Here is a 21,992-nt window from a genome sequence, read left to right on the forward strand (position 1 = left end):
ACGTCGTGCGGGCAGGGCCAGATGAGACGCGGACAGGTCCTCACGCCCGAGGCCTGCACATGCGTCATCGCCTTGCCGCTCAGGCGTTCGCGGAGGGAAGCACCCTCGCCAGATAGCGGTCGACGAGATCGGGACTGTCCGTCTCGAACGTCGCGCCGACATAGCCGTCCGGTCGAATGAGCAGGCAGCCGCCATCGGCCATGCCGAGCTGGTTCGCCGGGTCGCGCAGCTCGGCCGCTTCGCCGACCATGACCACCCGCAAGCCTTTGCGCGCGGCGGCGACCGGCCGGTAGGCGTGCTCGGATGCGATCAACGTCCAATGCGGGCCGGTGAGCATGTCGAACAGGCGGCGCGGTTGTCCGGCCGCGCCGGTCAGGGTCGCGTCGTGCATTCGATCGCCCGCGCGCGGTCCCGAGAGACGTACGCGCTGATGGTACGAAAGCGACGAGCCGGGATAGCCGATGTCGAGCTGGTGCGTGTCGCGGCCGCGCCGCATGCCACCTTGTTCGTGGTGTCCGTCAAGCAGCCGGATTGAAAGGCCGAGCACATCGGCGGCCACCGGGCGCCGTTCCTCCTCGTAGGCGTCGAGAAGCGCATCAGGGGCGCCGGACAGCACCGCGGCGAGCTTCCAGCCGAGATTGTAGGCGTCCTGAACGCTAGTGTTGAGGCCTTGTCCGCCGGTTGGGGGATGAATGTGCGCGGCGTCACCGATAAGGAACACCCTGCCGACGCGGTAGCGCTCCGCCAGCCGGGCGTTCATGGCATAGGTCGACGCCCAGGACACCGAACGAAGCGCGATGTCGCTCCGCCCCGCCCGCCCGGCGATCATCCGCTCGAGCCCTTCGGCGGAGAGGTCCGGATCGCCCTCCAGCGGAACCGGCGCCTGCACCTGGAACAGATCGGTGCCGGCGAGCGGGCAGATGGCAACGAGTCGTTCCATGTCGCCGACGTTGAACTGGTGCCAGTAATCGCGGTCGAGCCCGGTCAGGCTCACGTCCGCCACGATGGCGCGGACGCCCAGCGCCTTGCCGGGGAAGTCGATTGCGAGCACGCCCCTGACGAAGCTCCGTCCCCCATCGGCGCCGACGAGATAGCGGGCCTCGATCCGCTCCTCGCCGTCTCGCGATTGGAGGCGGACGCTGACGCCGCCCTCGCCGTGCTCGAAGCTGGTCAGCGTGCTTGCGAACTCCACTTCATGGCCCAACTCGGCCAGCCGCTCGCGCATCACCCGCTCCGTGAGGAACTGCGGAATCATCAGCGCGATGAAGTAGGGGATGCCGGGCGATGCCGGCCGCGCCTCCGACATCGTCTTTTCGACGAAACTGCCGTCCTCGCGATAGTCCCGCATCGGCGGATAGACGCCTCCCGCCGCCATAATGCGGTCGATGATGCCCAGATCCTCGAATATCTCCTGCGTGCGCGGCTGAATGCCCTTGCCGCGCGAGCCGCCGAACGGGCGCTCCAGTCGGTCGATGATGCGGAAGGAAACGCCCCGCCGTGCCAGGTCGATCGCGAGCGTCAAACCCGCCGCGCCGGCGCCGCAGATCAGGACGTCGATTTCATCTCGCACTTCCATGCCGAACTCCTATGTGTATAACGCACATATTCCGAGGGGGCGGTCCGGTGTCAACGGAAAAAGTGCAAAATACACATATCAAGGCGCTGCTGCCCGAGCTCCACCGCTCGCTGATCGACATCGCAAGTGTGATGAACCGCCCCGAACGTGATGAGGAGTTGCTCGCCAAGGCCGGGCTATCGCTCGAACGGGCATTGTTTCCCCTGCTGGTGCTCGTCGAGCGGCTTGGTCCCATAGGGGTGGTCGACCTCGCCGGGCGCGTTGGTCGCGATTACACGACCGTCAGCCGCCAGGCCGCGCGGCTGGAAGAGCTGGGATTGATTGCGCGGCGGCCGGGCGTGGCCGACAAGCGGGTCCGCGAAGCCGTTATCACGCCCAATGGCAAGACGGCTACGGATGCGGTCGACGCGGCGCGTGAGGAGATGGCGCTCGAGATGTTCAAGGATTGGACCCGCAAGGATGTCGACGATCTGGCGCGCCTCATGCGCAGGCTCGTCGATGCAATGTCCGGGTGAGCGACACGCCCTTGCCGCACCTCGATCGCGCGCCTTCGGTTCCAGGCCCTTCCAGGCCTCCCCGCGGGCCAGCCGAGTGCGCCGGCGGGGTTCGCCGAGACGGCGACGGATCAGCCGTTCAGGCGGCTGAGCGGTCGAACTGCCTGGGCACGTTCAGTGTTGCGTTCCGTAGTAGCCCCCCAAGAAGCATGGCACATTGCGCCCCATCGACAACACATCGGGAGCAACGCACATGGCTGGGGTGAAGCAGGAGCGGGACGGCGGGGTCGGGATACTCACCCTCGACGAGCCCGATTCGCTGAATGCGATGACGCCGGATCTGCTGGGCGGGCTGGCGGCCGCCATCGCCGAGATGACGGGCGAGGGGGGCGTGCGGGCGCTGGTGCTCACCGGCGCGGGGCGGGCCTTCTGCTCGGGGCAGAACCTCAAGGCGGCGCAGGCGCTGGGGCCGGATCTGCTGGCCGGGGTCATGCGCCACTATTGGCCGGCCTTCAAGGCGCTGCGCGAATGCCGCGTGCCTGTCGTGGTGGCGGTCAACGGCGTGGCGGCCGGCGGCGGCTTCAGCCTGGCGCTGGCGGGCGACATCATCGTGGCGGCGCGCTCGGCGAGCTTCATCCAGGTGTTCAGCCGCATCGGGCTGGTGCCGGACCTGGGCTCCACCTGGATGCTGCCGCGGGTGGTCGGCCGGCAGCGGGCGCTGGAGCTGATGCTGCTCAACGAGCCGCTGTCCGCCGAGGCGGCGGAGCGCATGGGGCTGGTGCGCAGCGTCGTCGACGACGGGCAGCTGCGCGAGGAGGCGCTGACCCTGGCGCGGCGCCTCGCCGATGGGCCGACGCGGGCGCTCGTCGCCACGCGGCAGCTGCTCGAGGTGAGCGAGCATGCGACCTTCGAGGAGCAGTTCCGCCACGAGCTGGAGGCGCAGTCCGAGATCCGCACCAGCGCCGACGCGCTGGAGGGGCGGGCGGCCTTCGTCGAGAAGCGCAAGGCGCGCTTCACCGGACGCTGATCCCCGCGGCGGCATGGAATGGCACGAACACGCAGAGCGAGGGCAGGATGAAACTCGGGATGCTCATCTTCGACGGCTTCCAGCTGCTCGACGTGTTCGGGCCGCTGGAGATGTTCGCGGGCCTGCACGATCGGGTCCGCATCGTCATGCTCGGCGAGCGCGCCGGGCCGGTCGCCAGCAGCGCCGGGCCGCGGGTGGTGGTGGACGCGACCCTCGCCGATGCGCCCGATCTCGACATCTTCATGGTGCCGGGCGGCATCGGCACGCGCCGCGAGGTCGGCAACGCCGCCCTGATCGCGGCCGTGAAGGCGAGGGCCGAGGCGACGCCTCACGTCGCCACCATCTGCACGGGCGCCGCGCTGCTGGCGCGCACCGGGCTCCTCGACGGCGTGCGGGCGACCACCAACAAGCGCGCCTTCGCCTGGGCCGCCGGCCAGGGGCCGAACGTGCAGTGGGTGCGGCAGGCCCGGTGGGTCGAGGACGGCAAGTATCTGACGTCCTCGGGCATCTCCGCCGGCACCGACATGGCCCTGGCGCTCATTGCCCAGCTGTTCGGCCCCGAGACGGCGCAAGGCATCGCCGACGGGGCCGAATACCACTGGAACCGCGATCCGGCCGATGATCCCTTCGCCAGGCTCAACGGCTTGGTGGATTAGCCTGCGGGGGCCGGTTCGGCGTCCATGACGGTCGATCACGCCCGGCCCGCGCGGGGCTCACACCTGCGCCAGGCCGCCGTCGACGAAGAGCTCGGCGCCGTTGACGAAGCTCGACGCGTCGGAGGCGAGGAAGACGGCGGCCTTGCCCGTCTCGTCGGGATCGCCGACCCGCCCGAGCGGGATCTGGGCCGCGAACATGTCGAGCAGTTCCTGCTCCTTGCCCTTCTCGGCGATGCCGCGCAGGGCCGGGGTCACGATCGGCCCGGGGCTGAGGACGTTGACGCGGATGTTCCTGCCCTTGAGATCGAGGATCCAGCTCCGCGCGAAGTTACGGATCGCCGCCTTCGTCCCGCTGTAGACGCTGAACGCCTCGGTTCCCATGATCGAGGTGGTCGAGCCGGTGATGATGATCGAGCCCCCTTTCTCCATCAGCGCCAGCGCCTTCTGGACGGTGAAGAGCACGCCTTTGACGTTGATGGCGAAGGTCTGGTCGAACTGTTCCTCGGTGATCTCCCCGAGCTTGGCGAGGCTGCCGCCGCCGGCGTTCGCGACCAGCACGTCGATGCGCCCATGCGTCCTGCCGACGTGCGCATAGAGCGCGTCGAGGTCTGAAAGGCTGGCGACGTCCGCCCGGAAGGCGGACGCCTTGGCGCCGATCTCGGCGACGGCCGCGTCCAGCTCCGCCTGGCGGCGGCCCGTGACGACCACCGAGGCGCCTTCCGAGACGAAGCGCTTGGCGATGCCCAGGCCGATGCCGGTGCTGCCGCCGGTGATGACCGCGATCTTGCCGTCGAGCGAATTCGACATGGAGGTTTTCCTTCGTTTGCCTTCGGAGCCGGCTCGCCGGCGATTTATGTATCGTTCGATGCATAAATCGCTAGGCCGGTTGCCGCGGCAGGTCAACTTATTTATAGATCGATCGATGCAGAAATCGGCAGGCACCGGAAAAGGCGAGGGGGGAACGGCGGCCCGCGGCCGCGGCCGCCCCCGTGCCTTCGACCGTGACGCCGCCCTCGCCCAGGCGACCCGCGTGTTCTGGCGCAAGGGTTACGAGGCGACGTCGATGACCGACCTCACCGAGGCGATGGGCATCGGCTCCACCAGCCTCTACGCGGCGTTCGGGTCGAAGGAGGCGCTCTACGCCGAGGCGCTGCGCCATTATGAGGAGCGCTACGGCACGCTCGTCTGGGGCAATTTCGACGCGGCGCGAACGGCGCGCGACGCGGTCGCGTGCCTCTTGCTGGATTCGGCCGCGGCCCTCACCGGCTGTGTCGAGGACAACCCGCACGGATGCATGGTGACGCTCTCGTCGGTCGCCAGCGAGGGCTATTGCGAGCTCGGCGCCCTCGTGCAATCGGCCCGTGCGCTCGCGCTCGACCGCCTGACGGCGCGATTGGTGAGAGGCGTGGAGGAGGGCGAGATCCCGGCGTCGGCCGATGTCCACGCATTCGCCCGTTTCGTGCAGACCGTTCAGAGCGGCATGTCGCTTCGGGCGCGCGACGGCGCGCCACGTGCCGAACTGGAGATGGTGGCCCGCCTCGCCATGCTGGGCTGGGACGCCTGGGTCGCCGGGGGGGATCGCGATCGCGGTTGACGCCCACGAGGACGGGGCGGGCGAGCGCTGGCCGGACGGATCTCCGGCTCAGCCCTGCCGCTGATCGGCGACCCGGCGGATGACGTCCATGAGCCGCTCGCAGGTTCGGGCCAAGTCCCGCGTCGGCGCGGTGGCGACGCCGAGCAGGAGCCCGGACTGGGCGTCGGCGGGCGAGGTATACCATTCCGACAGCGGCTCCAGGGACATGCCGAAGGCCGCGGCTTCGCGCGCCACGGCGATGTCCGATATGTCCCGCCGCAGCTTCAGCAGCACGGCGAGGCCCGGCGCCGTCACCCGATCGGCGCCGGCCATCGCCTGGAGCGCGTCCAGCAGCGCCTGCCGCTTGACGGCATAGGCGCGCTTGGTGCGCCTGAGATGGCGGATGTAGTGGCCCTCGTGCATGAACGCGGCGGTGGCGCGTTGCACCGCGGGGCCGGGCGGCGGCGCAAGGCACGCTGCCACCTCGGCAAAGCGGGCGATCATGGCGAGCGGCGCGACGAGAAAGCCGAGACGCAGGCTCGGGCTGATCGTCTTGCTGAACGAGCCGATGTGGATGACGCGCCCATCCCGGTCGAGGGAGGCGAGCGCCGGCGCGGCCCGGCCCGCGAGCTGCAGCTCGCTCAGATAATCATCTTCGATCACCCAGGCCCGGTGGGCGGCCGCCCAGGCGAGCAGGCGCAGGCGCCGCTCGAGCGACAAGGTGGAACCGAGCGGCGCCTGCTGGCCGGGGGTGACGAGGACGAGCCTGGCGCCGGGGTGGTGGCGCAGGCCATGATCGACATCGAGGCCGTCGCCGTCGACCGGGATCGGAGCCAGGGACAGGCGGGCGAGCGCGAGCCCCCTCCTGGACCACGGGAAGCCCGGGTTCTCGACCCAGGCGGTCTCACCGGTGAGGCCCAGGACAGCGAGGGCGAGGCCGAGCCCGGCGCTGAAGCCGCCCGTGACCATGACCTGCGACGGCAGGCAGGTGATGCCCCGCGACACGGCAAGGTAGCCGGCGATTTCCCGCCGCAGCTCGAATTCGCCGCGCGGGTCGGGGTAGCGCGCGGGCCCGCTCGCCTCGGCGCGGACGGCCTGCGCGCGCAGGCGCGCGAACAAGGTCGCCGGAAAGATCTCGCTCGCCGGGATCCCCATCCGGAAGAGCGCGGGCCCCTGCGTCATCTCCTGGTAGGTCCTCAGGAACGAGCCCGCGTCCGGCGGCGGCTCGGCCCTGGCGACGGCGCGCGGGCGCTCGGCGACGTGGGTGCCGCGCGCCCGCGAGGCCTCGATCAGCTGCGCGGCCGCCAGCTTCTGGTACGCCGTGCGCACGGTGCCGCGCGCCACGCCCAGCTGGGCCGCGAGATCCTGCCATGAGGGCAAGCGCGCCCCGGGCTCCAGCACCCCCTCCTCGATGGCGCTCGCCACCCCCTGGCGGATCTGCTCCGCCAGAGGGCGCTTGGCCCTGCGGTCGAGCTTCAGGTCCAGCGGTTTGTCCATGCCGCCGTAGTACACGATTTCTCCGGGTTCTTGGTGCTTTTTTGTAGCCTACGACGAGGCCATCTTCGGGCAGGTAGAAGGAGACGCCCATGAAGATCCGCAGCTTTCTCGCGGCTGCCTGCGCCGCCCTCGCGATCGCCGGGCCCGCCGCGGCCCATGACAGCCAGGCCGAGACGGTCACGCCCAAATTCGATCAGGTGATCCCGAATATTCCCGGCAAGTCGCTCATCGTCGTGGAGGTCGACTATGCTCCGGGCGCCGCCTCCGCGCCGCACACGCACGCGAGGTCCGCCTTCATCTACGCCTACGTGGTCTCGGGCGAGATCGAGTCGAAGGTGAACGACGGCGAGACCCGGGTCTACAAGGCCGGCGAGAGCTGGTCGGAGCCGCCGAATTCGCGCCATCCCGTCAGCCGCAACGCCAGCCCGACCAGGTCGGCGAAGCTGCTCGCGGTCTTCGTCGTCGACACCGACGACAAGGCGCTCACCACCCCTGCCAAGTAGAGCCGAAAGGATTGCGACGATGACCAAGCGGCTCGACTACAACCAGGTGGCTCCCGGCGGGGCCAAGGCACTCGGCGGCGTCTACGGCTACGTCATGCAGAGCGGCCTGCCCGCCGAACTGGTGGACCTCGTCTATCTGCGGATCTCGCAGATCAACAACTGCGCCTATTGCCTCGACATGCACACCCGCGACCTCCTGAAGAAGGGGGTGAAGATCGAGAAGCTGGCGCTGGTGCAGGCCTGGGAGGAGGGCGGCAACCTGTTCAGCGCCACCGAACGCGCCGCGCTCGCCTGGGCCGAGTGCGTCACCCGCGTCGCCGAGACCGGCGTGCCGGACGCTGCATACGCCGCCGCCCGCGCCGCTTTCGAGGAGAAGCAGCTCGTCGATCTCACGATCGCGATCGGCCTGATGAACAGCTACAACCGCATGGCCATCAGCTTCCGCAACACGCCCCAGGCCGTCCTCGGCATGTGAGGGGTGTAGGCCCGTGGTTCCCGACGACGTCTCGGGATCAGAAATCCCGCCAGCAGGCTCGCGCGGGGCTTCGCTCAGCTCATTTGCGAATACCGAGAGCTTCCGCAGCCTGATGCACACCTCGCCATGGGCGGGTGAATCGTATTCGAAGGTAATGGGTCGCATCTCTATCTCGAGACATTGAGACAAGAGGGAACATTCATGGAACGCGTCAACTATTACCGCGCCAGCCCGGCCGGCATGAAGACGATCGATCACGTCTATGCCCATGTCATGGAGAGCGGACTGGCGAAGACGTTGATCGATCTGGTGTTCCTGCGGGCCTCGCTGATCAACGGCTGCGCCTATTGCATCGACATGCATTCCAAGGAGCTGGCGAAGGACGGCGTGGCGCGCGAGAAGATCGCGCTGGTTCCGGCCTGGCGCGAGGGCGGCCGGCTGTTCGACGAGACCGAGCGCGCGGCGCTGGCCTGGGCCGAGACGGTGACGCGCGTTGCCGAAACCGGCGTGCCGGATGGCGACTATCAGGCGGCGGCCGGGGTGTTCGATGCGGGGCAGCTCGCCGAGCTGACCATCGCGATCGGCCTGATCAACGCCTACAACCGCTTGGCCATCAGCTTCCGCACGACACCGGACTCGGCCAGATGACGGAAGTGAATGTCATGGCCCTCCGAGAGGTATCGGGTGTGACAATTCCCGATAGCAAGCTGGCGCGCGATGTGAGCGAGTTCATCCGCGACAGCGAAAGCGATCTGCTCTTCCATCACTCGGCCCGGGTCTATCTCTGGGGCGCGCTGACGGGGATCCGCAAGGGCCTCGGCTTCGATGCGGAGCTGCTCTACACCGCCGCCATGTTCCACGACATCGGCCTCACCGCCCGCTTCAGCGGCAGCCAGCTGCGCTTCGAGGTGGACGGCGCGAATGCCGCGCGCGACTTTCTGCGGAGCCGCGCCATCGCCGAGGGCGACATCGAGACGGTGTGGGCGGCGATCGCCCTCCACACCACGCCCGGCATCCCGGAATTCATGCGCCCCGAGATCGCGCTGGTGCAGGCCGGGGCCGGCATGGATGTGGCCGGCCGCGGCTTTGACGAGTTCACGGCCGCGCAGCGTGAGGCCGTCGTCGCCGCCCTTCCCCGCGAAGCCGACTTCGCACAGGGCATCATCGACGCCTTCTACCAGGGCATGAAGCACCGCCCGGCCAGCACCTTCGGAACCTTCAACGACGACGTCCTGGCCCATAAGGATCCGCACTTTCGGCGGATCGACATGTGCAGCGTGATCCTCGCCTCGAGCTGGACCGGGTGAGCCAAACCCGGTCCGGCCCCATCGCGGCCTGCGAACGCGCCTGCTAGCGCGCCTTCGGGAGGGCGCCCTGCGGCAGGGAGCGCGGCCGGTCGCGCACAGCCGCTCACACCTGCGCGGTGCACCGTGATGCCGCGTCCGGGCGACGCCCGTACCGCTCCAGCGCCAGCACGATCGCGGAGCTCACGGCCAGCGCCAGCGCCGCATAGCCGACGACTTCAGGCCGGTCGTGCGCGAGCAGCCAGCCGCCGAGGGCCGTGCCCACCGCCTGGCCCACGTAGGCCAGGGAGGTGTTGAGGGCAATGGAGACGCTGGCAAGCGCCGGGACGGCGGCATTGAGGCGGGCCTGCTGCATGGAGTTGGTGGCGGCAAACCCCAGGCCCCACAGCGCCAGGCCCAGGGCCATGGCGGCGAGGGAGCCGGCCGCGAACGCCCACAGCGCGATGCCGGCGATGACGAGGCCGAGGCAGATCGCCAGGGTGCGCCGCGGGCCGAGCGGCTGCACGATGCGGCTGGCGGCGATGTTGCCGACGAGGCTCGCCCCGCCGAAGAGGGCGAAGAAGCTGCCCGCCACCTCCCTGCCGCCGCCGGCGAGCGCGCCCAGTAGCGGCGCCATATAGATGAAGATGGCGAGCTGGCCCGCCGTCGAGAGGAACGTCACCAGGAGGATGAGGAGGATGTGTCTGTCGCGGGCGATCGTGCCGAAGCTCGAGAGCGACAGCGGCTTGCCGTGCAGGCGGCGCGGCAGCGCCCGCATCAGCAGGGCGGTGCAGAGCAGGGCGGCCACGACAAGGACGCCGTGAACGCCGCGCCAGCCGAGCGGTTCGGCGAGCATCGTCACCAGCGGCAGGCCGACGGCGAAGGCGAGTGCCCAGCCCAGGAACACGAACGCGATGGCGCTGGCCCGTTCCCGCTCCGGCACGATGAGCGCCACCGTGCTCGCCGCCTGCGGCGTGTAGAGCGCCGCGAACACCAGGGTGAGCATGCGTATGATCACCAGGCTGCCATAGTCGGGCGCGAGCGCCGAGGCGAGGTTGCCGGCCACCATGGCCGCCAGCGTCGCCGTGAGCAGCGTCTTGCGCTCGATGCGCGCGGTGAGCCACGCCATCAGCGGCGAGCCCAGGCAGAGGACGATGGCGCCATAGGTCACCAGCAGGCCCGCCTCGCGCAGGCTCACGCCAAGGCTTTGCGCCAGCTCCGTGAGCATGCCGGCCGGCGCGAGAATGGTGACCCCGACGACGAAGTTGCCGGCCATCAGGCCGACGCGTGCCAGCGACGGTGTCATGGATCGGCAGCCGCGGGGCCCGTGGGCAGGCCGCGCCCCGGTGGCGCGGCGTTCCGGGGCGGCAGGCGCGCGTTCGAAGACGACGTAGAACACATGGCTCCCTCATAGGACGGCGCACTGCGGTTGACGACCGCGTGCGGTGAGGACGCTCCATGCAAAAGCCGACGTGCGGGCGCCGGCGCGAAGCGCCGACGCCGATGGTCGAGGGCGCCGGCCCGCATGAAGCGGGCGGCGCGGGCGGTGACGGCGGGCCCGACGGGTGGGTCAAGCCCTGATGGGGGCAGCTTTCCGGGCTCGCGCGGCCGCTACCGTCAGCCAGAGGGCCGAGACGAGGAAGTAGAAGGCGCCGAATGCGGCGTAGGGCGCGATGTCGGTGATGCCGGGTATCGCGGCCGCGTTGGCCTGCTTGAGGAAGAAGGCGCCGGCGAGCGCCGATTGGGCGCCGCTGAGGATCATGGCCCATTGCGCACCGGCGCTTTTCCAGCGGCGCACGCCCGTCCCGAGCTGGGCCAGACCCGCCAGAGTGGCCCAGACGCCGAACACGGCGAGCACCGCATTCATGCTGATCCCGAGCGCGATGGTGACCGCCACCGTCGCCGCGGCGCTGACGGCGACGTTGAGGGTTTGGGTGGGGTTCCGCTTCATGCCGCCGTTGCGCTGGGCGTCCACAAGATTGGCAACCGCGTCCCAGGTCGGATAGGCAACAAGCAGCACCGCCGCCGCCGGCGCGCTCGTGCCCAGCGTGACCGCGGCCGCGACCCAGACGGCCGACGCGGCGGCGCGCGTGAAATAGTAGGACCGCAGCCAACGACTTCCAGCGGGCGAGTTTGGCTGATCGATGATCGTGTCACTCATGGAACTGTCCTTTATCATCCAACTAGAAGGTAGAGGGAATGGCCGCACGTTTGTGGCTACCGACTAGATGGTAGGGTTGGTGGGCAAATAGGCTTTTTTCGCGCTCCGTCACGTATGAACGGCACCAAGCCGCGCCATCAAAGGCTGGGTGATGACGCCGAAGATCGCCGGATCGCCATAGGCACGGGCCGAGAGCATGGCGCCATGCACGGTCGCCATGAACGTCTCCGCCTCGGCGCGGGCGGTGCCGGTGAGAACGAGCGTGCCCCGTGCGGCCCCTCGCTCCAGAACGGAGGCCAGCCATGCCGACAGGGCACGGAAATGGGCCCTGACCTCCAGCACGATCTCCTGCGGCAGCACGGGTATTTCGCTCGCCAGCAGGGCACACACGCAGAATGTCGATGTCGCATCGCCGATGCACTCGGCCCAGTAGCCGGTGTAGGCGCGAAGCTGATCCACCGGGTCCGGATGATAGCGCTCCAGTTCGGCGATCCCCGCCTGGGCTTCTTCGCGATAGCGCGCCACGAGGATGCGGACCAGATCGGCTTTGCTTGGGAAGTGATGGTGGATGCTGGCCTTGCGGATGCCGACGACTTCGGAGATGTCGGCATAACTAAAGCCGTTGTACCCTCCGGCAATGATCAGCGAGCGGGCGCACCGGATGATCTCGTCGGAGGTGGTGGAGAGATTACTCATGAATCGTATCTACCTTCTAGTAGGGAGTTTGTCAAGCAGAAAGGCGCGCGCCCGCGAACCTCCGTGCTCCCATCGTCACGGGCGGCCTCGGCACCGCCAGGCCCCGCAGGCGCGGATGGGCCTGCCCCGGCTGCGCATTGCCGACTCGCTGCTCGAACCTCACCCGCCGCAACGCGTTTTCCCGGTGAAGGTGGGTGTGGGGCCAGGGCGGGGTCGATCTCGGCCGCCTTTTGACTATTTCTAAACGCGAGCCGAGGTGACGCCATCTCGCTCGTGCGTGCCTGCGGTCTGCCCGCGGCAGGGCCGGCGACGGAAGAAGGAAGGAACCGAACATGGATGCGAAATCCGGAGAATCTGCTGGAGGTGGCTGCCCGGTCGGGCACGGAGGGGGGCGCAGCACCCGTCGCAGCAATCGCGACTGGTGGCCGGAGGGCCTGAGCCTCGCCGGCCTCAACCAACATAGCCCGCGGTCCAATCCCCGCGGCGGGGCGTTCGACTATGCGGCGGCGTTCAAGACGCTCGATCTCGACGCGGTGATTGCCGACCTCCACGTGCTGATGACCGACTCGCAGGAGTGGTGGCCGGCGGACTTCGGCCATTACGGCGGTCTCTTCATCCGCATGGCCTGGCACAGCGCCGGCACCTACCGCATCACCGACGGGCGCGGCGGCGCCGCCGGCGGCCAGCAGCGCTTTGCGCCCCTCAACAGCTGGCCGGACAACGCCAATCTCGACAAGGCGCGCCGCCTGCTCTGGCCGATCAAGCAGAAATACGGCCGCAAGCTGTCCTGGGCCGACCTGTTCATCCTCACCGGCAACGTCGCGCTGGAATCGATGGGCTTCAAGACCTTCGGCTTCGCCGGCGGGCGCGCCGACACCTGGGAGCCCGAAGAGCTGTTCTGGGGCCCGGAGGGCACCTGGCTCGGCGACGAGCGCTACAGCGGCGAGCGCCAGCTGCATCCGGCGCTCGGCGCCGTCCAGATGGGCCTCATCTACGTCAACCCGGAAGGGCCCAACGGCAACCCCGATCCGGTCGCCGCGGCGCGCGACATCCGCGAGACCTTCGCGCGCATGGCGATGGACGACGAGGAGACGGTGGCCCTGATCGCCGGCGGCCACACCTTCGGCAAGACCCATGGGGCGGGCGATCCGTCCTTCGTCGGTGTCGAGCCCGAGGGCGCCGTGATCGAGGACCAGGGGCTGGGCTGGCGCAGCAAGCACGGCACCGGCTTCGGCACCGATGCCATCACCGGCGGCCCGGAGGTGATCTGGAGCCAGACGCCGACGAGGTGGTCGAATTACTTCTTCGACAATCTGTTCAACTTCGAATGGGAGCTCACCCAGAGCCCGGCCGGCGCCAAGCAGTGGGTCGCCAAGGACGCGCCGGACATTATTCCGGACCCGTTCGATCCCGGCAAGAAACGCAAGCCGACCATGCTGACCACGGACCTGTCGCTCCGCTTCGACCCGGCCTACGAGGCGATCTCGCGGCGCTTCCACGCCAATCCCGATCAGTTCGCCGACGCCTTCGCCCGCGCCTGGTTCAAGCTGACGCACCGCGACATGGGGCCGAAGGGCCGCTATCTCGGCAAGCTGGTGCCAGCCGAGGATCTGATCTGGCAGGATCCGATCCCGCCGCTCGATCATCCCGTGATCGACGACGGCGAGATCGCTTCGCTGAAGGAGAAGATCCTGGCGAGCGGCCTCACCGTGCCGCAGCTCGTCTCGGCCGCCTGGGCCTCGGCCTCGACCTTCCGCGGCTCCGACAAGCGCGGCGGCGCCAATGGCGCACGCATCCGCTTCGCGCCGCAGAAGGACTGGGACGTCAACGACCCGCCCGAGCTCGCCCGGGTGCTCGACGCGCTGGCGGCGATCCAGACGCAGTTCAACGGTTCGGCGACCGGCGGCAAGAAGGTCTCCATGGCCGATCTCATCGTGCTCGCCGGCTGTGCCGCCGTCGAGAAGGCGGCCAGGGACGGCGGCGTCGCCGTCCAGGTGCCGTTCACGCCCGGCCGCATGGACGCGCTGGAGGAGCAGACCGACGCGGCGTCGTTCAACGCGCTCTATCCCGTGGGGGACGGCTTTCGCAACTGGTACCACGAGGCCAACTTCATGGCGCCCGAGGAGGCGCTGGTCGACAAGGCCCAGCTCCTGCGCCTCAGCGCTCCGGAGATGACGGTGCTGGTCGGCGGCCTGCGCGTGCTCGGCGCCACGGCGCGCGGCGCCAAGGAGGGCGTGTTCACGGACAAGGTCGGAACGCTCACCAACGACTTCTTCGTCAACCTGCTCGACATGACGACCGAGTGGGTGGCGAGCGAAGGCAAGAACCGCTTCCAGGGCCTCGACCGTAGGACGCGGCAGCCGCGCTGGACCGCAACCCGGGTCGACCTGATCTTCGGGGCGCACTCGGAGCTGCGCGCCCTGGCCGAGGCCTACGCCGAGGCGGACGCCAAGGAGCCCTTCGTGCACGCCTTCGTGGCGGCCTGGGACAAGGTGATGAACGCCGACCGGCTGGATATCGGCAAGCCGGCGGACATCTTCAGCCAGAAGCTCGCGGCCTGATGCGTCGTTGGTTTTGAAAGACGATGGATGGTCGGATCAAGCCCGACCATGACGGGGTGGAGACGAGAAAGTCTTTTATTTTCAACGTCATGGTCGGGCTTGACCCGACCATCCATCCCCGCGTGGCTCTCAGCGCGTGTTCAGCCACCGTGGACCGCTCACGAACGGGCTGCCCACCACGAAAAAGCGCAGGGGGCGGTCGGCCTCGCGCGTGATGCCGATCCTTACGCTCGTGCCGATGTCCCCGACGTCGGCGGCCTCGCGGACCGCCCGTCCCAGCCAAAGCGGCCCTCGGCGGCACAGGTCGAGCCCGTCGAGCCGGCGATCAATCGCCAGGGCCTGGGCGAGCCGCCCGGGTCCGCGCGCCAGGTCGCGGAGGCGCTCGGTGCCGCGATGGCGCTGCATGATTGCGATCCCGTCAACCGGCTCGAGCGCCCTGACGAGCACGCCGGCGCCGATCCCGGGCGTCTCGCTGGAGACGTTCAGCATGTAGGAGACGCCGTAGGCCAGATACACATACGCATGGCCTCGCTCCAGATAGAGCGAGCGAATGCGCGGGGTCATGCCCCGATAGGCATGGCCCGCGGCATCACCGACGACATACGCCTCCGTCTCGACGATCCGGCCGCTGACCACGCCCTCGGGCAGTTCACGCACGACGAGCTTGCCGATAAGGTCGCGCGCCAGAGCCACCGTATCGACGGGCAGCTCCGCGCGTGCGAGGGGTGCGATGGCCTTCCCGGTGATGGGCAAGTTTCAGGCGATCCGCTCGGCCCACTGCGCGCGAGACTGCCCCGGCTCGAACGGGTCGCCGAAATACTGGGTCTCGTGGGCGACCTTCCCGTCGAGGAACTCCATGATGCTGACGGTGTACGACGGCCGCCCATCGTAGGTGAGGACAAATTCGGTGATCCAGAGGTCGCCCCCGCCCGTCATCCGCCGCACGGTGAAGTGTTTGCGGTTTGGTTGCGCCGCGCGAGACGACTGGATGTTGCGCCGACCGCGGATGCGTTCGCCGGATTGCGGATAGTCGAGCACTGCGTCCTCACGATAAATGTCATGCTCCGCTTCGAAGTCGCTCGCATCGGAGGCGGCCCAGTGACGATCCAGAGCCCGTCTCATCTCTCCGTCTTCCATTCTTAACCTCCTCGGCCGCCGCCGATCACCATCTCTACCCTCGTGGCACGCGCCGTGCGGTTCAAAGATCGATCACGATATCGGCCTGGGGTTGAGAGCAGCAGATCAGGACGTTGCCGGCAGCCGGCGGATCAACCGGCTCGAGCCGATAGCCGATCGCCCCGGAGACGAGCGCTGTTTCGCAATTGTGGCAGACCCCGCTGCGGCACGACCACCGCACGGGAACGTCGCATGCCTCGGCCAGCTCCAGCAGGCTTTGGTACGACGGGTCCCATCGCACATTGAGGCCGCTGCGCGCGAAGGACACCAGCGGTCCCGAGCCGGCGGTGGCCGTCGGCAGATGCGGGCGCCTGCCAGGAGCGACGGCAATGCCGGGCGTCAGCGACGGACCGGTCCCAAAATTTTCGCTATGGATGCGGCCGGCCGCCACCCCCCAGCCGGCGAGGCCGGCCGACATGTCAGCCATGAACGCTGCCGGCCCACACAGATAGAAATCGGCATCGCGGGGCAGGCCCAGTTCCGCCAGTGCGGGAGCAATGAGGCGGCCGGGTGCGTCGAAGTCCACGCCAGGCCGGTCGCCGGCACCGGGCGCGCTATAGCGGATGTGGCTGTGCGCATGCGGCAGCGCCTTCAATACCGTCCGCACCTCGTCGGCAAACGCATGCTCCTCGCGGTCGCGCGCACCATGCAGCCACCAGATCTCTCGGCGTGACTTTGCGGCAGCCAGCGTCAGCAGCATGGCCAGGACGGGCGTGGCGCCGATGCCAGCGCTCAGAAGGACGATCGGTCCGTCCCCCGGCTGCAAGGTAAAGCTGCCGCGCGGCGCCGCCATCTCGACGATGTCGCCGACCCGGACCCCGTCGGCAACGTAGGCCCCCGCCGCACCGCCTTTGTTGCGTTTGACGCTGATGCGGTAGCGCGCTTCGGTTGGCCCGCCCGAGAGCGAATAGCTGCGCAGCAGAGGCGATGCGTCCGGCGCCGGCCGCAGGCGGAGCACCGCAAATTGTCCCGGTCGCCCGGCCGCGAGGGGACGGCCATCGGCCGGCTCGAGCGCGAGCGAGGTGACGTCGTTGCTCTCGCGGACCTTGCCGGTTACCCGCATCGGGCGAAACCCCGCCCAGGCCGGCGCTCGGCCGGTGGCCTCGTCACCTGCGGCATCGCCCGTCGCCGCGCTTTCGTTGCGCGGCTGTTCCAGCAACGCCGCGAACGAACTGCGCCAGCCGACGCTCAATGCAGGGATACGCAGCGCCCGCTCCAGCCGGTCGGTGCAACGCCCGGGCTTGTAGAGAAGCGCGTTCACCTCGGCGACGGTCATGGCCTCAGGGCCCCGCGTGAGGCGCACGATCTCGTCGCCCGCTTCAACCTCGCCCTCCGCGATGACGCGAAAATAGAAACCGGGCCGGTCATGGGAGACGAGCAGCGCGGGCATTTGCGGCTCGTTCATGCGGATGCCGAGCCGGTAGCAGGTCACGCGCGGCTGTGTGACCTCGAACACGGCGTTGCCGACGCGGTAACGATCGCCGATGCAGACCTGATCGTCGCCCAAGCCTTGGACAGTAAAGTTCTCGCCGAATTGGCCGCAGGTGAGATCGGCTCGACCGAGTTGGCTTTCCCAGTAGCGGTAGGATTCGCGCTGATAGACGAACACCGCCCGGTGCTCGCCGCCATGCCCGGCGAGATCGCCTTGACCGTCGCCGTCGACGTTGAGGCGCCGCACCATGCGCCGGCCCTGCACCGGCGCCTTCCAGATCGCGGTGCGGACGGTCCGCCCCTGCCAGGCGACGTCGCGCGGGAGGCCTACATTCAAGGACAACAGGCGCGCCATCACGTTACCCCAGGACGATGGACGCCATGCACCGTCGTCGGCGCCGATCACCGCGGCATGCTAGCCCGCCTTGGAGACCAAGGTCGAGCCGCATGCGCCTGCGCCCTGCCGGTGGCACGTCAAGACCATGGGGATGACCGGGGCAAGCCCGACCGGAAATCCTGCCGCTCAGAGCAGCTTGTCCAAGGTGATCGGCAGCTCGCGCACCCGCTTGCCGGTGGCGTTGAAGACGGCGTTGGCGACCGCCGCGGCGACGCCGGTAATGCCGATCTCGCCGATGCCGCGGGCGCCGAGCGGCGAGCGCGGGTCGGGGATGCCGGTCCACATCACGTCGATCTCTGGCACGTCGAGGTGGGCCGGCACGTGATAGTCGGCGAGGGTGGCGTTCATGATGCGGCCGCTGCGCTCGTCGAACAGCGTCTCCTCGGTGAGCGCCAGGCCCAGGCCCATGATCATGCCGCCCCGGAACTGGCTGGCGGCGGTCATCGGGTTGAGGATCGTGCCGCAGTCGAACGAGCCGAGCAGCCGGTCCACACGGACTTCCCCGGTGACGCCGCTGACGCGCAGGGCGCAGAAGATCGCCGAGGAGCTGTGCATGGCGAACTTCAGAAACTCGAGCGGCATGCTGCCCGCCGCCGTGACGCTCACGGTCTCGCGCCCGGCGCGGGCCAGGATCGAGCGGAAGGTCTCGTGCCGCGCGGGCGCCGCGATGCCGGCGATGCCCGCGTCGGCAAAGCGCACCTCGCCGGCGCGCAGGCCGGCGAGTGGGGTGTCGTTGCCGGCGAGGCGCAGCAGCTCGCCGATGAGCTTGTCCGCCGCCGCCGCCATGGCGCCGGCGATCGAGGCCGTCTGGCAGGAGCCGCCGGCCATGGGCGCGGCGGGCAGGGCGGAATCGCCCATTTCGAAGGTGATGGCGTCGATCGGCAGCCCGAGCCGGTCGGCGGCATGCTGCACTTGGACGGTCGCCGTACCCATGCCCATCTCCTGGGCCGAGCAGGAGACTGTGGCCGTGCCGTCGGCATGAAGCGTGAGGCGCACGTTGGCGCCCGGCATGCGCGCATAGGGGAAGCTGCCGGTGGCGCAGCCCAGGCCGATCAGCCACTCGCCCTCGCGCCGGGTGCCGGGCTCGGCCTTGCGCCGTTCCCAGCCGAAGCGCCCGGCGCCGTCGCGGTACGCCTGCCCCAATGCGTGCTGCGAGAAGGGCGCGCCGGAGATCGGATGGCGCTCGGGCAGATTGCGCAGGCGCAGCTCGATCGGGTCGACGCCCATGGCATGCGCCAGCTCGTCCACCGCGCTCTCGAGCGCGAAGGTGCCGATCGCTTCGCCGGGGGCGCGCATGAAGGTGTTGGGCACGATGTCGAGGTCGATATGGCGCTGGACGATCTCGACGCTCCTGGCGCGGTAGAGCGAGCGCGTGCCCATGGTGTATTGCTCGGGGCATGCTCCATAGGGCGGCATGACCGAGTAGCCGGTGTGCACCAGCGCGGTGAACTGACCTTGCGCATCCGCGGCGATGGCGACGCGCTGCTCGGTCGGGCTCCGCCCGCCGATGATGCGATAGACGCCCTCGCGGCTCAGCGCCAGGCGCACCGGCCGGCCGGCGAGCCTGGCCGCGGCGATGGCGAGGATCTGGTGGTCCCACAGCCCCTTGCCGCCGAAGCCGCCGCCGACGAAGGGCGAGAGCACCCGCACGTCGTCCTTCTTGAGGCCGAAGAGCTTGGCGAGGGCGGCGGCGCTGGCGGCGACCATTTGGGTCGCGTCGTGCACCAGGAGCTGCTCGCCCTGCCAGGCGACGGTGAGGGCGTGAAGCTCGATGGCGTTGTGGTTCTGGCCCGGAGTCCGATAGAGATAGTCGACCCGGTAGGGAGCGCTCGCCAGCTCGCGCTCGGCGTTGCCGATGGAGACGTGGTTCTTGTCGATGAGGATCGACGCGGGTGTGCGCGCGCCGGCCTTGGCCTCCGCAAAGCGGGTCCTGGCGGTCTCCGCCGCATAGTCGAGCTCGATCAGCCCCGCGGCATGGTCCGCCTGCTCCTGGGTGTCGGCGAGGACGAGCGCGACCACCTGCCCGTTATAGCGGATCTCGCCGTCCTGCATGATCGGCAGGCTGCTGTTGCCGACGGCGGTGAGGTCGGAGACGCCGATGAGGGGCAGGGTGCCCAGGCGCGGCATGTTGCGGTGGGTCATCACCAGGGTGACGCCGGGCGCCGCCTCGGCGGCAGCGGTGTCGAGCCGCGTGATCCGCCCCCGCGTCACCGGGCTGTGCACCAGGGTCGCGTAGACGAGCCGATCCATGGCGACCTCGGCGGCGAAACGCGCCTCGCCGGCCACCTTCTGCGGCCCGTCCAGGCGCGAGGCCTGCCGTCCGATCGCCGCCCGCCGCTCGATCAGCGGGTCGGGCGTGCCGCCGGGCAGCCATTGCGCCGGCACCCAGCCGAGCGCGGTCCTGACCGAGCCGACGACGACATTCTGGACCCTGCTCATCGGGAAACTCCGGCCAGCTCGGCAAGGATGGCGCTCAGGCTGCGCTTCGCCAGCTCGCGCTTGAAGGCATTTCCGGCCAGCGGCTCGGCGTGCGCCAGCTCGGCTGCGGCCGCGGCTTCGAACGCCGCACTCGTCGCCGGCCCGCCGCGCAGCAGCGCTTCGGCCTGGAGAGCCCGCCACGGCTTGGGGGCGACGCCGCCGAAAGCGATCCGGATGTCGGCGATCCGCTCCTTGTCGAGGGTCAATCCGGCGGCGACGGAGACCAGCGCAAAGGCGAAACTCGCGCGGTCGCGGACCTTGCGATAGGTCGAGCGGCCGGCGAAGGGCGAGGCCGGGACTTCGACGGCGACGATCACCTCGCCCGGCGCCAGCGCCGTCTCGATTTCCGGCGTATCGCCCGGCAGGCGATGGAACTCGCCGATGGGAATGGTCCGCGCGCCGCCCGGCCCATCCACGCGGATGCGGGCGTCGAGGGCGGCCAGCGCCACGCACATGTCCGACGGGTGTGTGGCGATGCAGGCCGACGACGCGCCGAGGATCGCATGGTAGCGGTTGAAGCCGCCGATGGCGTCGCAGCCGCTGCCCGGCGCGCGCTTGTTGCAACGTGAGCCGGCGACGTCGTTGAAATAGACGCAGCGCGTGCGCTGCATCAGATTGCCGGCGACGGTCGCCATGTTGCGGATCTGCGCCGAGGCGCCCGACAGGATCGCCCGCGACAGTATGGGATAGCGCACCCGCACCAGCGGGTGCGCCGCAACCGCACTGTTGCGCGCCGCCGCGCCGATGACGAGGCCGCCATCGGCCGCTTCCTCGATCGTGGCGGGCAGCGCCGTCACGTCGATGAGCAGGGACGGCCGTTCGACGCCCTTGCGCATGAGATCGACGAGGTTGGTGCCGCCGCCAAGGAGGCGGTGCCCGTCGCCGGCTAACATCGGGGGGATGGCACCGAGGGACGAGGCGCGAACATAGCCGACCGGGATCATGCTGCGTGCTCCGCCGCGACCTCGAGGATGGCATCGACGATGCCGTTGTGGGCGCCGCAGCGGCACAAATTGCCGCTCATACGCTCGCGCACCTCGTCGCGCGACAGCAGAACCGGCGCGGCGGTCAGGTCGGCGGTGAGGTAGCTCGGCATGCCCGCCTCCGCCTCGCGCAGCATGGCGGCGGCGGCGCAGATCTGCCCGGGGGTGCAGTAGCCGCATTGGAAGCCGTCATGCTTGATGAAGGCCGCCTGCAGGGGATGGGGGCTTTCGGCGCTGCCGAGCCCCTCGATGGTCGTCACCGACCGACCGTCCGCCTGAACGGCGAGGGTCAGGCAGGAGAGCACGCGCTCGCCGTCGACCAGCACTGTGCAGGCGCCGCAGGCGCCCTGGTTGCAGCCGACCTTGGTGCCCGTGAGATGCAGTTGTTCGCGCAAAAGGTCGAGCAGGGAGACGCGCGCGTCTCCCGGAGCCGCGACGGCCGCGCCGTTGATCATGATCGCCATGGCAGTCCCTCCGGTGCAAACGCCGACCATGCGGCCAAGTTCACTCGGGAGATATGACGAAGATCGTACTATTCAATCCTCGTGATAAACGATTTTCGTGATCATTCCGACGAAGGCGTCGCGCTCGGTCGGCGACAGCCGGCTCAGCATCATCCGATACATGGCACGATACGCGGCCGTCAGCTCGGCGACCAGCGTCTCGCCATCGCCCGTGAGGCGCAGCGCAACGGCGCGGCGGTCGCCCTCGACGCGGTCCCGCGCCAGGAGCCCCCGCTTGGCCAGGCGATCGGTGGCCGACGAGACCGTCGTCGTCGCCACCCCGAGAAAGCGCGCCACGTCGGTCGGCCCGCAGCCCGGATGGTTGGCCACGAACAGCAGCGTCTGCTTGTCGAGCTCGTTGAGCGGCCGCTCGGGGCCAGCCGATTCCGCCAGCTTGTAGCGGCGCGCGAAGGTCTCGAACGCGGCGCCAAGCTTGGCGAGCTGGTCATCCGTGGGCTCGGTCATGGTCGATCGGCATAGCGCGCCGCGACGGCCGAGGCCAGACGGCGCCTGTGCACACCG

At 69.3% G+C, this 21,992-nt stretch carries 22 protein-coding genes; 9 read left to right on the forward strand and 13 right to left on the reverse strand.

Annotated features, from left to right (window positions below; translation table 11 throughout):
* Positions 1-79 precede the first annotated feature (79 nt).
* A complete protein-coding gene (locus tag IEW34_RS24490) occupies positions 80-1,576 on the reverse strand; it encodes an FAD-dependent oxidoreductase (protein WP_188611841.1) in 1,497 nt (498 codons plus the stop codon).
* Between the two features lie 11 nt (positions 1,577-1,587).
* Between IEW34_RS24490 and IEW34_RS24495 the strand changes: the two genes are divergently transcribed.
* The 3 genes from IEW34_RS24495 to IEW34_RS24505 all read left to right on the forward strand — a co-directional run bounded on the left by IEW34_RS24495 (position 1,588) and on the right by IEW34_RS24505 (position 3,753).
* The gene (locus IEW34_RS24495) at positions 1,588-2,091 is read left to right on the forward strand and encodes a MarR family winged helix-turn-helix transcriptional regulator (RefSeq protein ID WP_210324571.1); all 504 of its coding nucleotides are present in this window, start codon (positions 1,588-1,590) and stop codon (positions 2,089-2,091) included.
* 232 nt (positions 2,092-2,323) lie between these two features.
* A complete protein-coding gene (locus IEW34_RS24500) occupies positions 2,324-3,097 on the forward strand; it encodes an enoyl-CoA hydratase-related protein (protein ID WP_188611843.1) in 774 nt (257 codons plus the stop codon).
* 47 nt (positions 3,098-3,144) lie between these two features.
* Positions 3,145-3,753: a DJ-1/PfpI family protein gene (locus tag IEW34_RS24505; RefSeq protein ID WP_210324572.1), complete on the forward strand. Its 609-nt coding sequence runs from the start codon at positions 3,145-3,147 to the stop codon at positions 3,751-3,753.
* Between the two features lie 57 nt (positions 3,754-3,810).
* Here IEW34_RS24505 and IEW34_RS24510 read toward each other — a convergent pair whose 3' ends face one another.
* A complete protein-coding gene (locus IEW34_RS24510; RefSeq protein ID WP_188611844.1) occupies positions 3,811-4,560 on the reverse strand; it encodes an SDR family NAD(P)-dependent oxidoreductase in 750 nt (249 codons plus the stop codon).
* 115 nt (positions 4,561-4,675) lie between these two features.
* Between IEW34_RS24510 and IEW34_RS24515 the strand changes: the two genes are divergently transcribed.
* A complete protein-coding gene (locus IEW34_RS24515; protein ID WP_188611845.1) occupies positions 4,676-5,347 on the forward strand; it encodes a TetR/AcrR family transcriptional regulator in 672 nt (223 codons plus the stop codon).
* A gap of 48 nt (positions 5,348-5,395) precedes the next feature.
* Here IEW34_RS24515 and pdxR read toward each other — a convergent pair whose 3' ends face one another.
* Entirely contained in the window at positions 5,396-6,823 is a 1,428-nt protein-coding gene (pdxR, locus tag IEW34_RS24520) for a MocR-like pyridoxine biosynthesis transcription factor PdxR (protein WP_188611888.1), read from the reverse strand.
* Positions 6,824-6,912: 89 nt separating this feature from the next.
* Here pdxR and IEW34_RS24525 point away from each other — a divergent pair, with 89 nt between their 5' ends.
* From IEW34_RS24525 to IEW34_RS24540, 4 genes are all read left to right on the forward strand, one after another.
* Complete coding sequence (locus IEW34_RS24525; protein ID WP_188611846.1) at positions 6,913-7,326, forward strand: cupin domain-containing protein; 414 nt, start codon at positions 6,913-6,915, stop codon at positions 7,324-7,326.
* A 19-nt stretch (positions 7,327-7,345) separates the two neighbouring features.
* Positions 7,346-7,801, forward strand: coding sequence for a carboxymuconolactone decarboxylase family protein (locus tag IEW34_RS24530; RefSeq protein WP_188611847.1), 456 nt, complete (start codon positions 7,346-7,348; stop codon positions 7,799-7,801).
* A gap of 201 nt (positions 7,802-8,002) precedes the next feature.
* On the forward strand, positions 8,003-8,449 hold the full coding sequence (locus IEW34_RS24535) for a carboxymuconolactone decarboxylase family protein (RefSeq protein ID WP_188611848.1): 447 nt from the start codon (positions 8,003-8,005) through the stop codon (positions 8,447-8,449).
* Positions 8,450-8,463: 14 nt separating this feature from the next.
* On the forward strand, positions 8,464-9,108 hold the full coding sequence (locus IEW34_RS24540) for an HD domain-containing protein (protein ID WP_188611849.1): 645 nt from the start codon (positions 8,464-8,466) through the stop codon (positions 9,106-9,108).
* Positions 9,109-9,211: 103 nt separating this feature from the next.
* On the opposite strand, the gene IEW34_RS24545 is transcribed toward IEW34_RS24540, so the two are convergent.
* The 3 genes from IEW34_RS24545 to IEW34_RS24555 all read right to left on the reverse strand — a co-directional run bounded on the left by IEW34_RS24545 (position 9,212) and on the right by IEW34_RS24555 (position 11,941).
* Complete coding sequence (locus IEW34_RS24545; RefSeq protein WP_244642181.1) at positions 9,212-10,390, reverse strand: MFS transporter; 1,179 nt, start codon at positions 10,388-10,390, stop codon at positions 9,212-9,214.
* A gap of 264 nt (positions 10,391-10,654) precedes the next feature.
* The gene (locus IEW34_RS24550; RefSeq protein ID WP_188611850.1) at positions 10,655-11,245 is read right to left on the reverse strand and encodes a DUF308 domain-containing protein; all 591 of its coding nucleotides are present in this window, start codon (positions 11,243-11,245) and stop codon (positions 10,655-10,657) included.
* A 108-nt stretch (positions 11,246-11,353) separates the two neighbouring features.
* Positions 11,354-11,941 (reverse strand): TetR/AcrR family transcriptional regulator, encoded by a 588-nt coding sequence (locus IEW34_RS24555; protein WP_188611851.1) that lies wholly within the window; start codon positions 11,939-11,941, stop codon positions 11,354-11,356.
* A gap of 332 nt (positions 11,942-12,273) precedes the next feature.
* On the opposite strand from IEW34_RS24555, the gene katG reads away from it, so the two are divergent.
* Complete coding sequence (gene katG, locus IEW34_RS24560) at positions 12,274-14,502, forward strand: catalase/peroxidase HPI (RefSeq protein WP_188611852.1); 2,229 nt, start codon at positions 12,274-12,276, stop codon at positions 14,500-14,502.
* A gap of 129 nt (positions 14,503-14,631) precedes the next feature.
* On the opposite strand, the gene IEW34_RS24565 is transcribed toward katG, so the two are convergent.
* The 7 genes from IEW34_RS24565 to IEW34_RS24595 form a co-directional block, all read right to left on the reverse strand.
* Positions 14,632-15,255, reverse strand: coding sequence for a DNA-3-methyladenine glycosylase (locus IEW34_RS24565; RefSeq protein ID WP_373288310.1), 624 nt, complete (start codon positions 15,253-15,255; stop codon positions 14,632-14,634).
* Positions 15,256-15,258: 3 nt separating this feature from the next.
* On the reverse strand, positions 15,259-15,639 hold the full coding sequence (locus IEW34_RS24570; protein WP_188611853.1) for a nuclear transport factor 2 family protein: 381 nt from the start codon (positions 15,637-15,639) through the stop codon (positions 15,259-15,261).
* Positions 15,640-15,700: 61 nt separating this feature from the next.
* The gene (locus IEW34_RS24575) at positions 15,701-17,464 is read right to left on the reverse strand and encodes an MOSC and FAD-binding oxidoreductase domain-containing protein (protein ID WP_188611891.1); all 1,764 of its coding nucleotides are present in this window, start codon (positions 17,462-17,464) and stop codon (positions 15,701-15,703) included.
* A 168-nt stretch (positions 17,465-17,632) separates the two neighbouring features.
* A complete protein-coding gene (locus tag IEW34_RS24580) occupies positions 17,633-19,945 on the reverse strand; it encodes a xanthine dehydrogenase family protein molybdopterin-binding subunit (RefSeq protein ID WP_188611854.1) in 2,313 nt (770 codons plus the stop codon).
* The gene (locus IEW34_RS24585) at positions 19,942-20,928 is read right to left on the reverse strand and encodes an FAD binding domain-containing protein (protein WP_188611855.1); all 987 of its coding nucleotides are present in this window, start codon (positions 20,926-20,928) and stop codon (positions 19,942-19,944) included. Before IEW34_RS24585 ends, IEW34_RS24580 begins: the two co-directional genes overlap by 4 nt.
* Positions 20,925-21,431: a (2Fe-2S)-binding protein gene (locus IEW34_RS24590; RefSeq protein WP_188611856.1), complete on the reverse strand. Its 507-nt coding sequence runs from the start codon at positions 21,429-21,431 to the stop codon at positions 20,925-20,927. Before IEW34_RS24590 ends, IEW34_RS24585 begins: the two co-directional genes overlap by 4 nt.
* Before the next feature lie 72 nt (positions 21,432-21,503).
* Positions 21,504-21,935, reverse strand: coding sequence for a MarR family winged helix-turn-helix transcriptional regulator (locus tag IEW34_RS24595; protein WP_188611857.1), 432 nt, complete (start codon positions 21,933-21,935; stop codon positions 21,504-21,506).
* Between the last annotated feature and the right edge of the window lie 57 nt (positions 21,936-21,992).

The sequence above is a fragment of the Chelatococcus reniformis genome, from assembly GCF_014640075.1.
Lineage (GTDB): Bacteria > Pseudomonadota > Alphaproteobacteria > Rhizobiales > Beijerinckiaceae > Camelimonas > Camelimonas reniformis.

What these genes read in the sequence shown, in the direction of transcription:
- pdxR (WP_188611888.1), bottom strand. Translation starts at nt 6,823, where the DNA reads ATGGACAAACCGCTGGACCTGAAGCTCGACCGCAGGGCCAAGCGCCCT.
- IEW34_RS24505 (WP_210324572.1), top strand. Translation starts at nt 3,145, where the DNA reads ATGAAACTCGGGATGCTCATCTTCGACGGCTTCCAGCTGCTCGACGTG.
- IEW34_RS24535 (WP_188611848.1), top strand. Translation starts at nt 8,003, where the DNA reads ATGGAACGCGTCAACTATTACCGCGCCAGCCCGGCCGGCATGAAGACG.
- IEW34_RS24515 (WP_188611845.1), top strand. Translation starts at nt 4,676, where the DNA reads ATGCAGAAATCGGCAGGCACCGGAAAAGGCGAGGGGGGAACGGCGGCC.
- IEW34_RS24590 (WP_188611856.1), bottom strand. Translation starts at nt 21,431, where the DNA reads ATGGCGATCATGATCAACGGCGCGGCCGTCGCGGCTCCGGGAGACGCG.
- IEW34_RS24545 (WP_244642181.1), bottom strand. Translation starts at nt 10,390, where the DNA reads ATGACACCGTCGCTGGCACGCGTCGGCCTGATGGCCGGCAACTTCGTC.
- katG (WP_188611852.1), top strand. Translation starts at nt 12,274, where the DNA reads ATGGATGCGAAATCCGGAGAATCTGCTGGAGGTGGCTGCCCGGTCGGG.
- IEW34_RS24490 (WP_188611841.1), bottom strand. Translation starts at nt 1,576, where the DNA reads ATGGAAGTGCGAGATGAAATCGACGTCCTGATCTGCGGCGCCGGCGCG.
- IEW34_RS24595 (WP_188611857.1), bottom strand. Translation starts at nt 21,935, where the DNA reads ATGACCGAGCCCACGGATGACCAGCTCGCCAAGCTTGGCGCCGCGTTC.
- IEW34_RS24495 (WP_210324571.1), top strand. Translation starts at nt 1,588, where the DNA reads ATGTGTATAACGCACATATTCCGAGGGGGCGGTCCGGTGTCAACGGAA.
- IEW34_RS24555 (WP_188611851.1), bottom strand. Translation starts at nt 11,941, where the DNA reads ATGAGTAATCTCTCCACCACCTCCGACGAGATCATCCGGTGCGCCCGC.
- IEW34_RS24540 (WP_188611849.1), top strand. Translation starts at nt 8,464, where the DNA reads ATGGCCCTCCGAGAGGTATCGGGTGTGACAATTCCCGATAGCAAGCTG.
- IEW34_RS24500 (WP_188611843.1), top strand. Translation starts at nt 2,324, where the DNA reads ATGGCTGGGGTGAAGCAGGAGCGGGACGGCGGGGTCGGGATACTCACC.
- IEW34_RS24585 (WP_188611855.1), bottom strand. Translation starts at nt 20,928, where the DNA reads ATGATCCCGGTCGGCTATGTTCGCGCCTCGTCCCTCGGTGCCATCCCC.
- IEW34_RS24570 (WP_188611853.1), bottom strand. Translation starts at nt 15,639, where the DNA reads ATGGAAGACGGAGAGATGAGACGGGCTCTGGATCGTCACTGGGCCGCC.
- IEW34_RS24550 (WP_188611850.1), bottom strand. Translation starts at nt 11,245, where the DNA reads ATGAGTGACACGATCATCGATCAGCCAAACTCGCCCGCTGGAAGTCGT.
- IEW34_RS24575 (WP_188611891.1), bottom strand. Translation starts at nt 17,464, where the DNA reads ATGGCGCGCCTGTTGTCCTTGAATGTAGGCCTCCCGCGCGACGTCGCC.
- IEW34_RS24525 (WP_188611846.1), top strand. Translation starts at nt 6,913, where the DNA reads ATGAAGATCCGCAGCTTTCTCGCGGCTGCCTGCGCCGCCCTCGCGATC.
- IEW34_RS24530 (WP_188611847.1), top strand. Translation starts at nt 7,346, where the DNA reads ATGACCAAGCGGCTCGACTACAACCAGGTGGCTCCCGGCGGGGCCAAG.
- IEW34_RS24510 (WP_188611844.1), bottom strand. Translation starts at nt 4,560, where the DNA reads ATGTCGAATTCGCTCGACGGCAAGATCGCGGTCATCACCGGCGGCAGC.
- IEW34_RS24580 (WP_188611854.1), bottom strand. Translation starts at nt 19,945, where the DNA reads ATGAGCAGGGTCCAGAATGTCGTCGTCGGCTCGGTCAGGACCGCGCTC.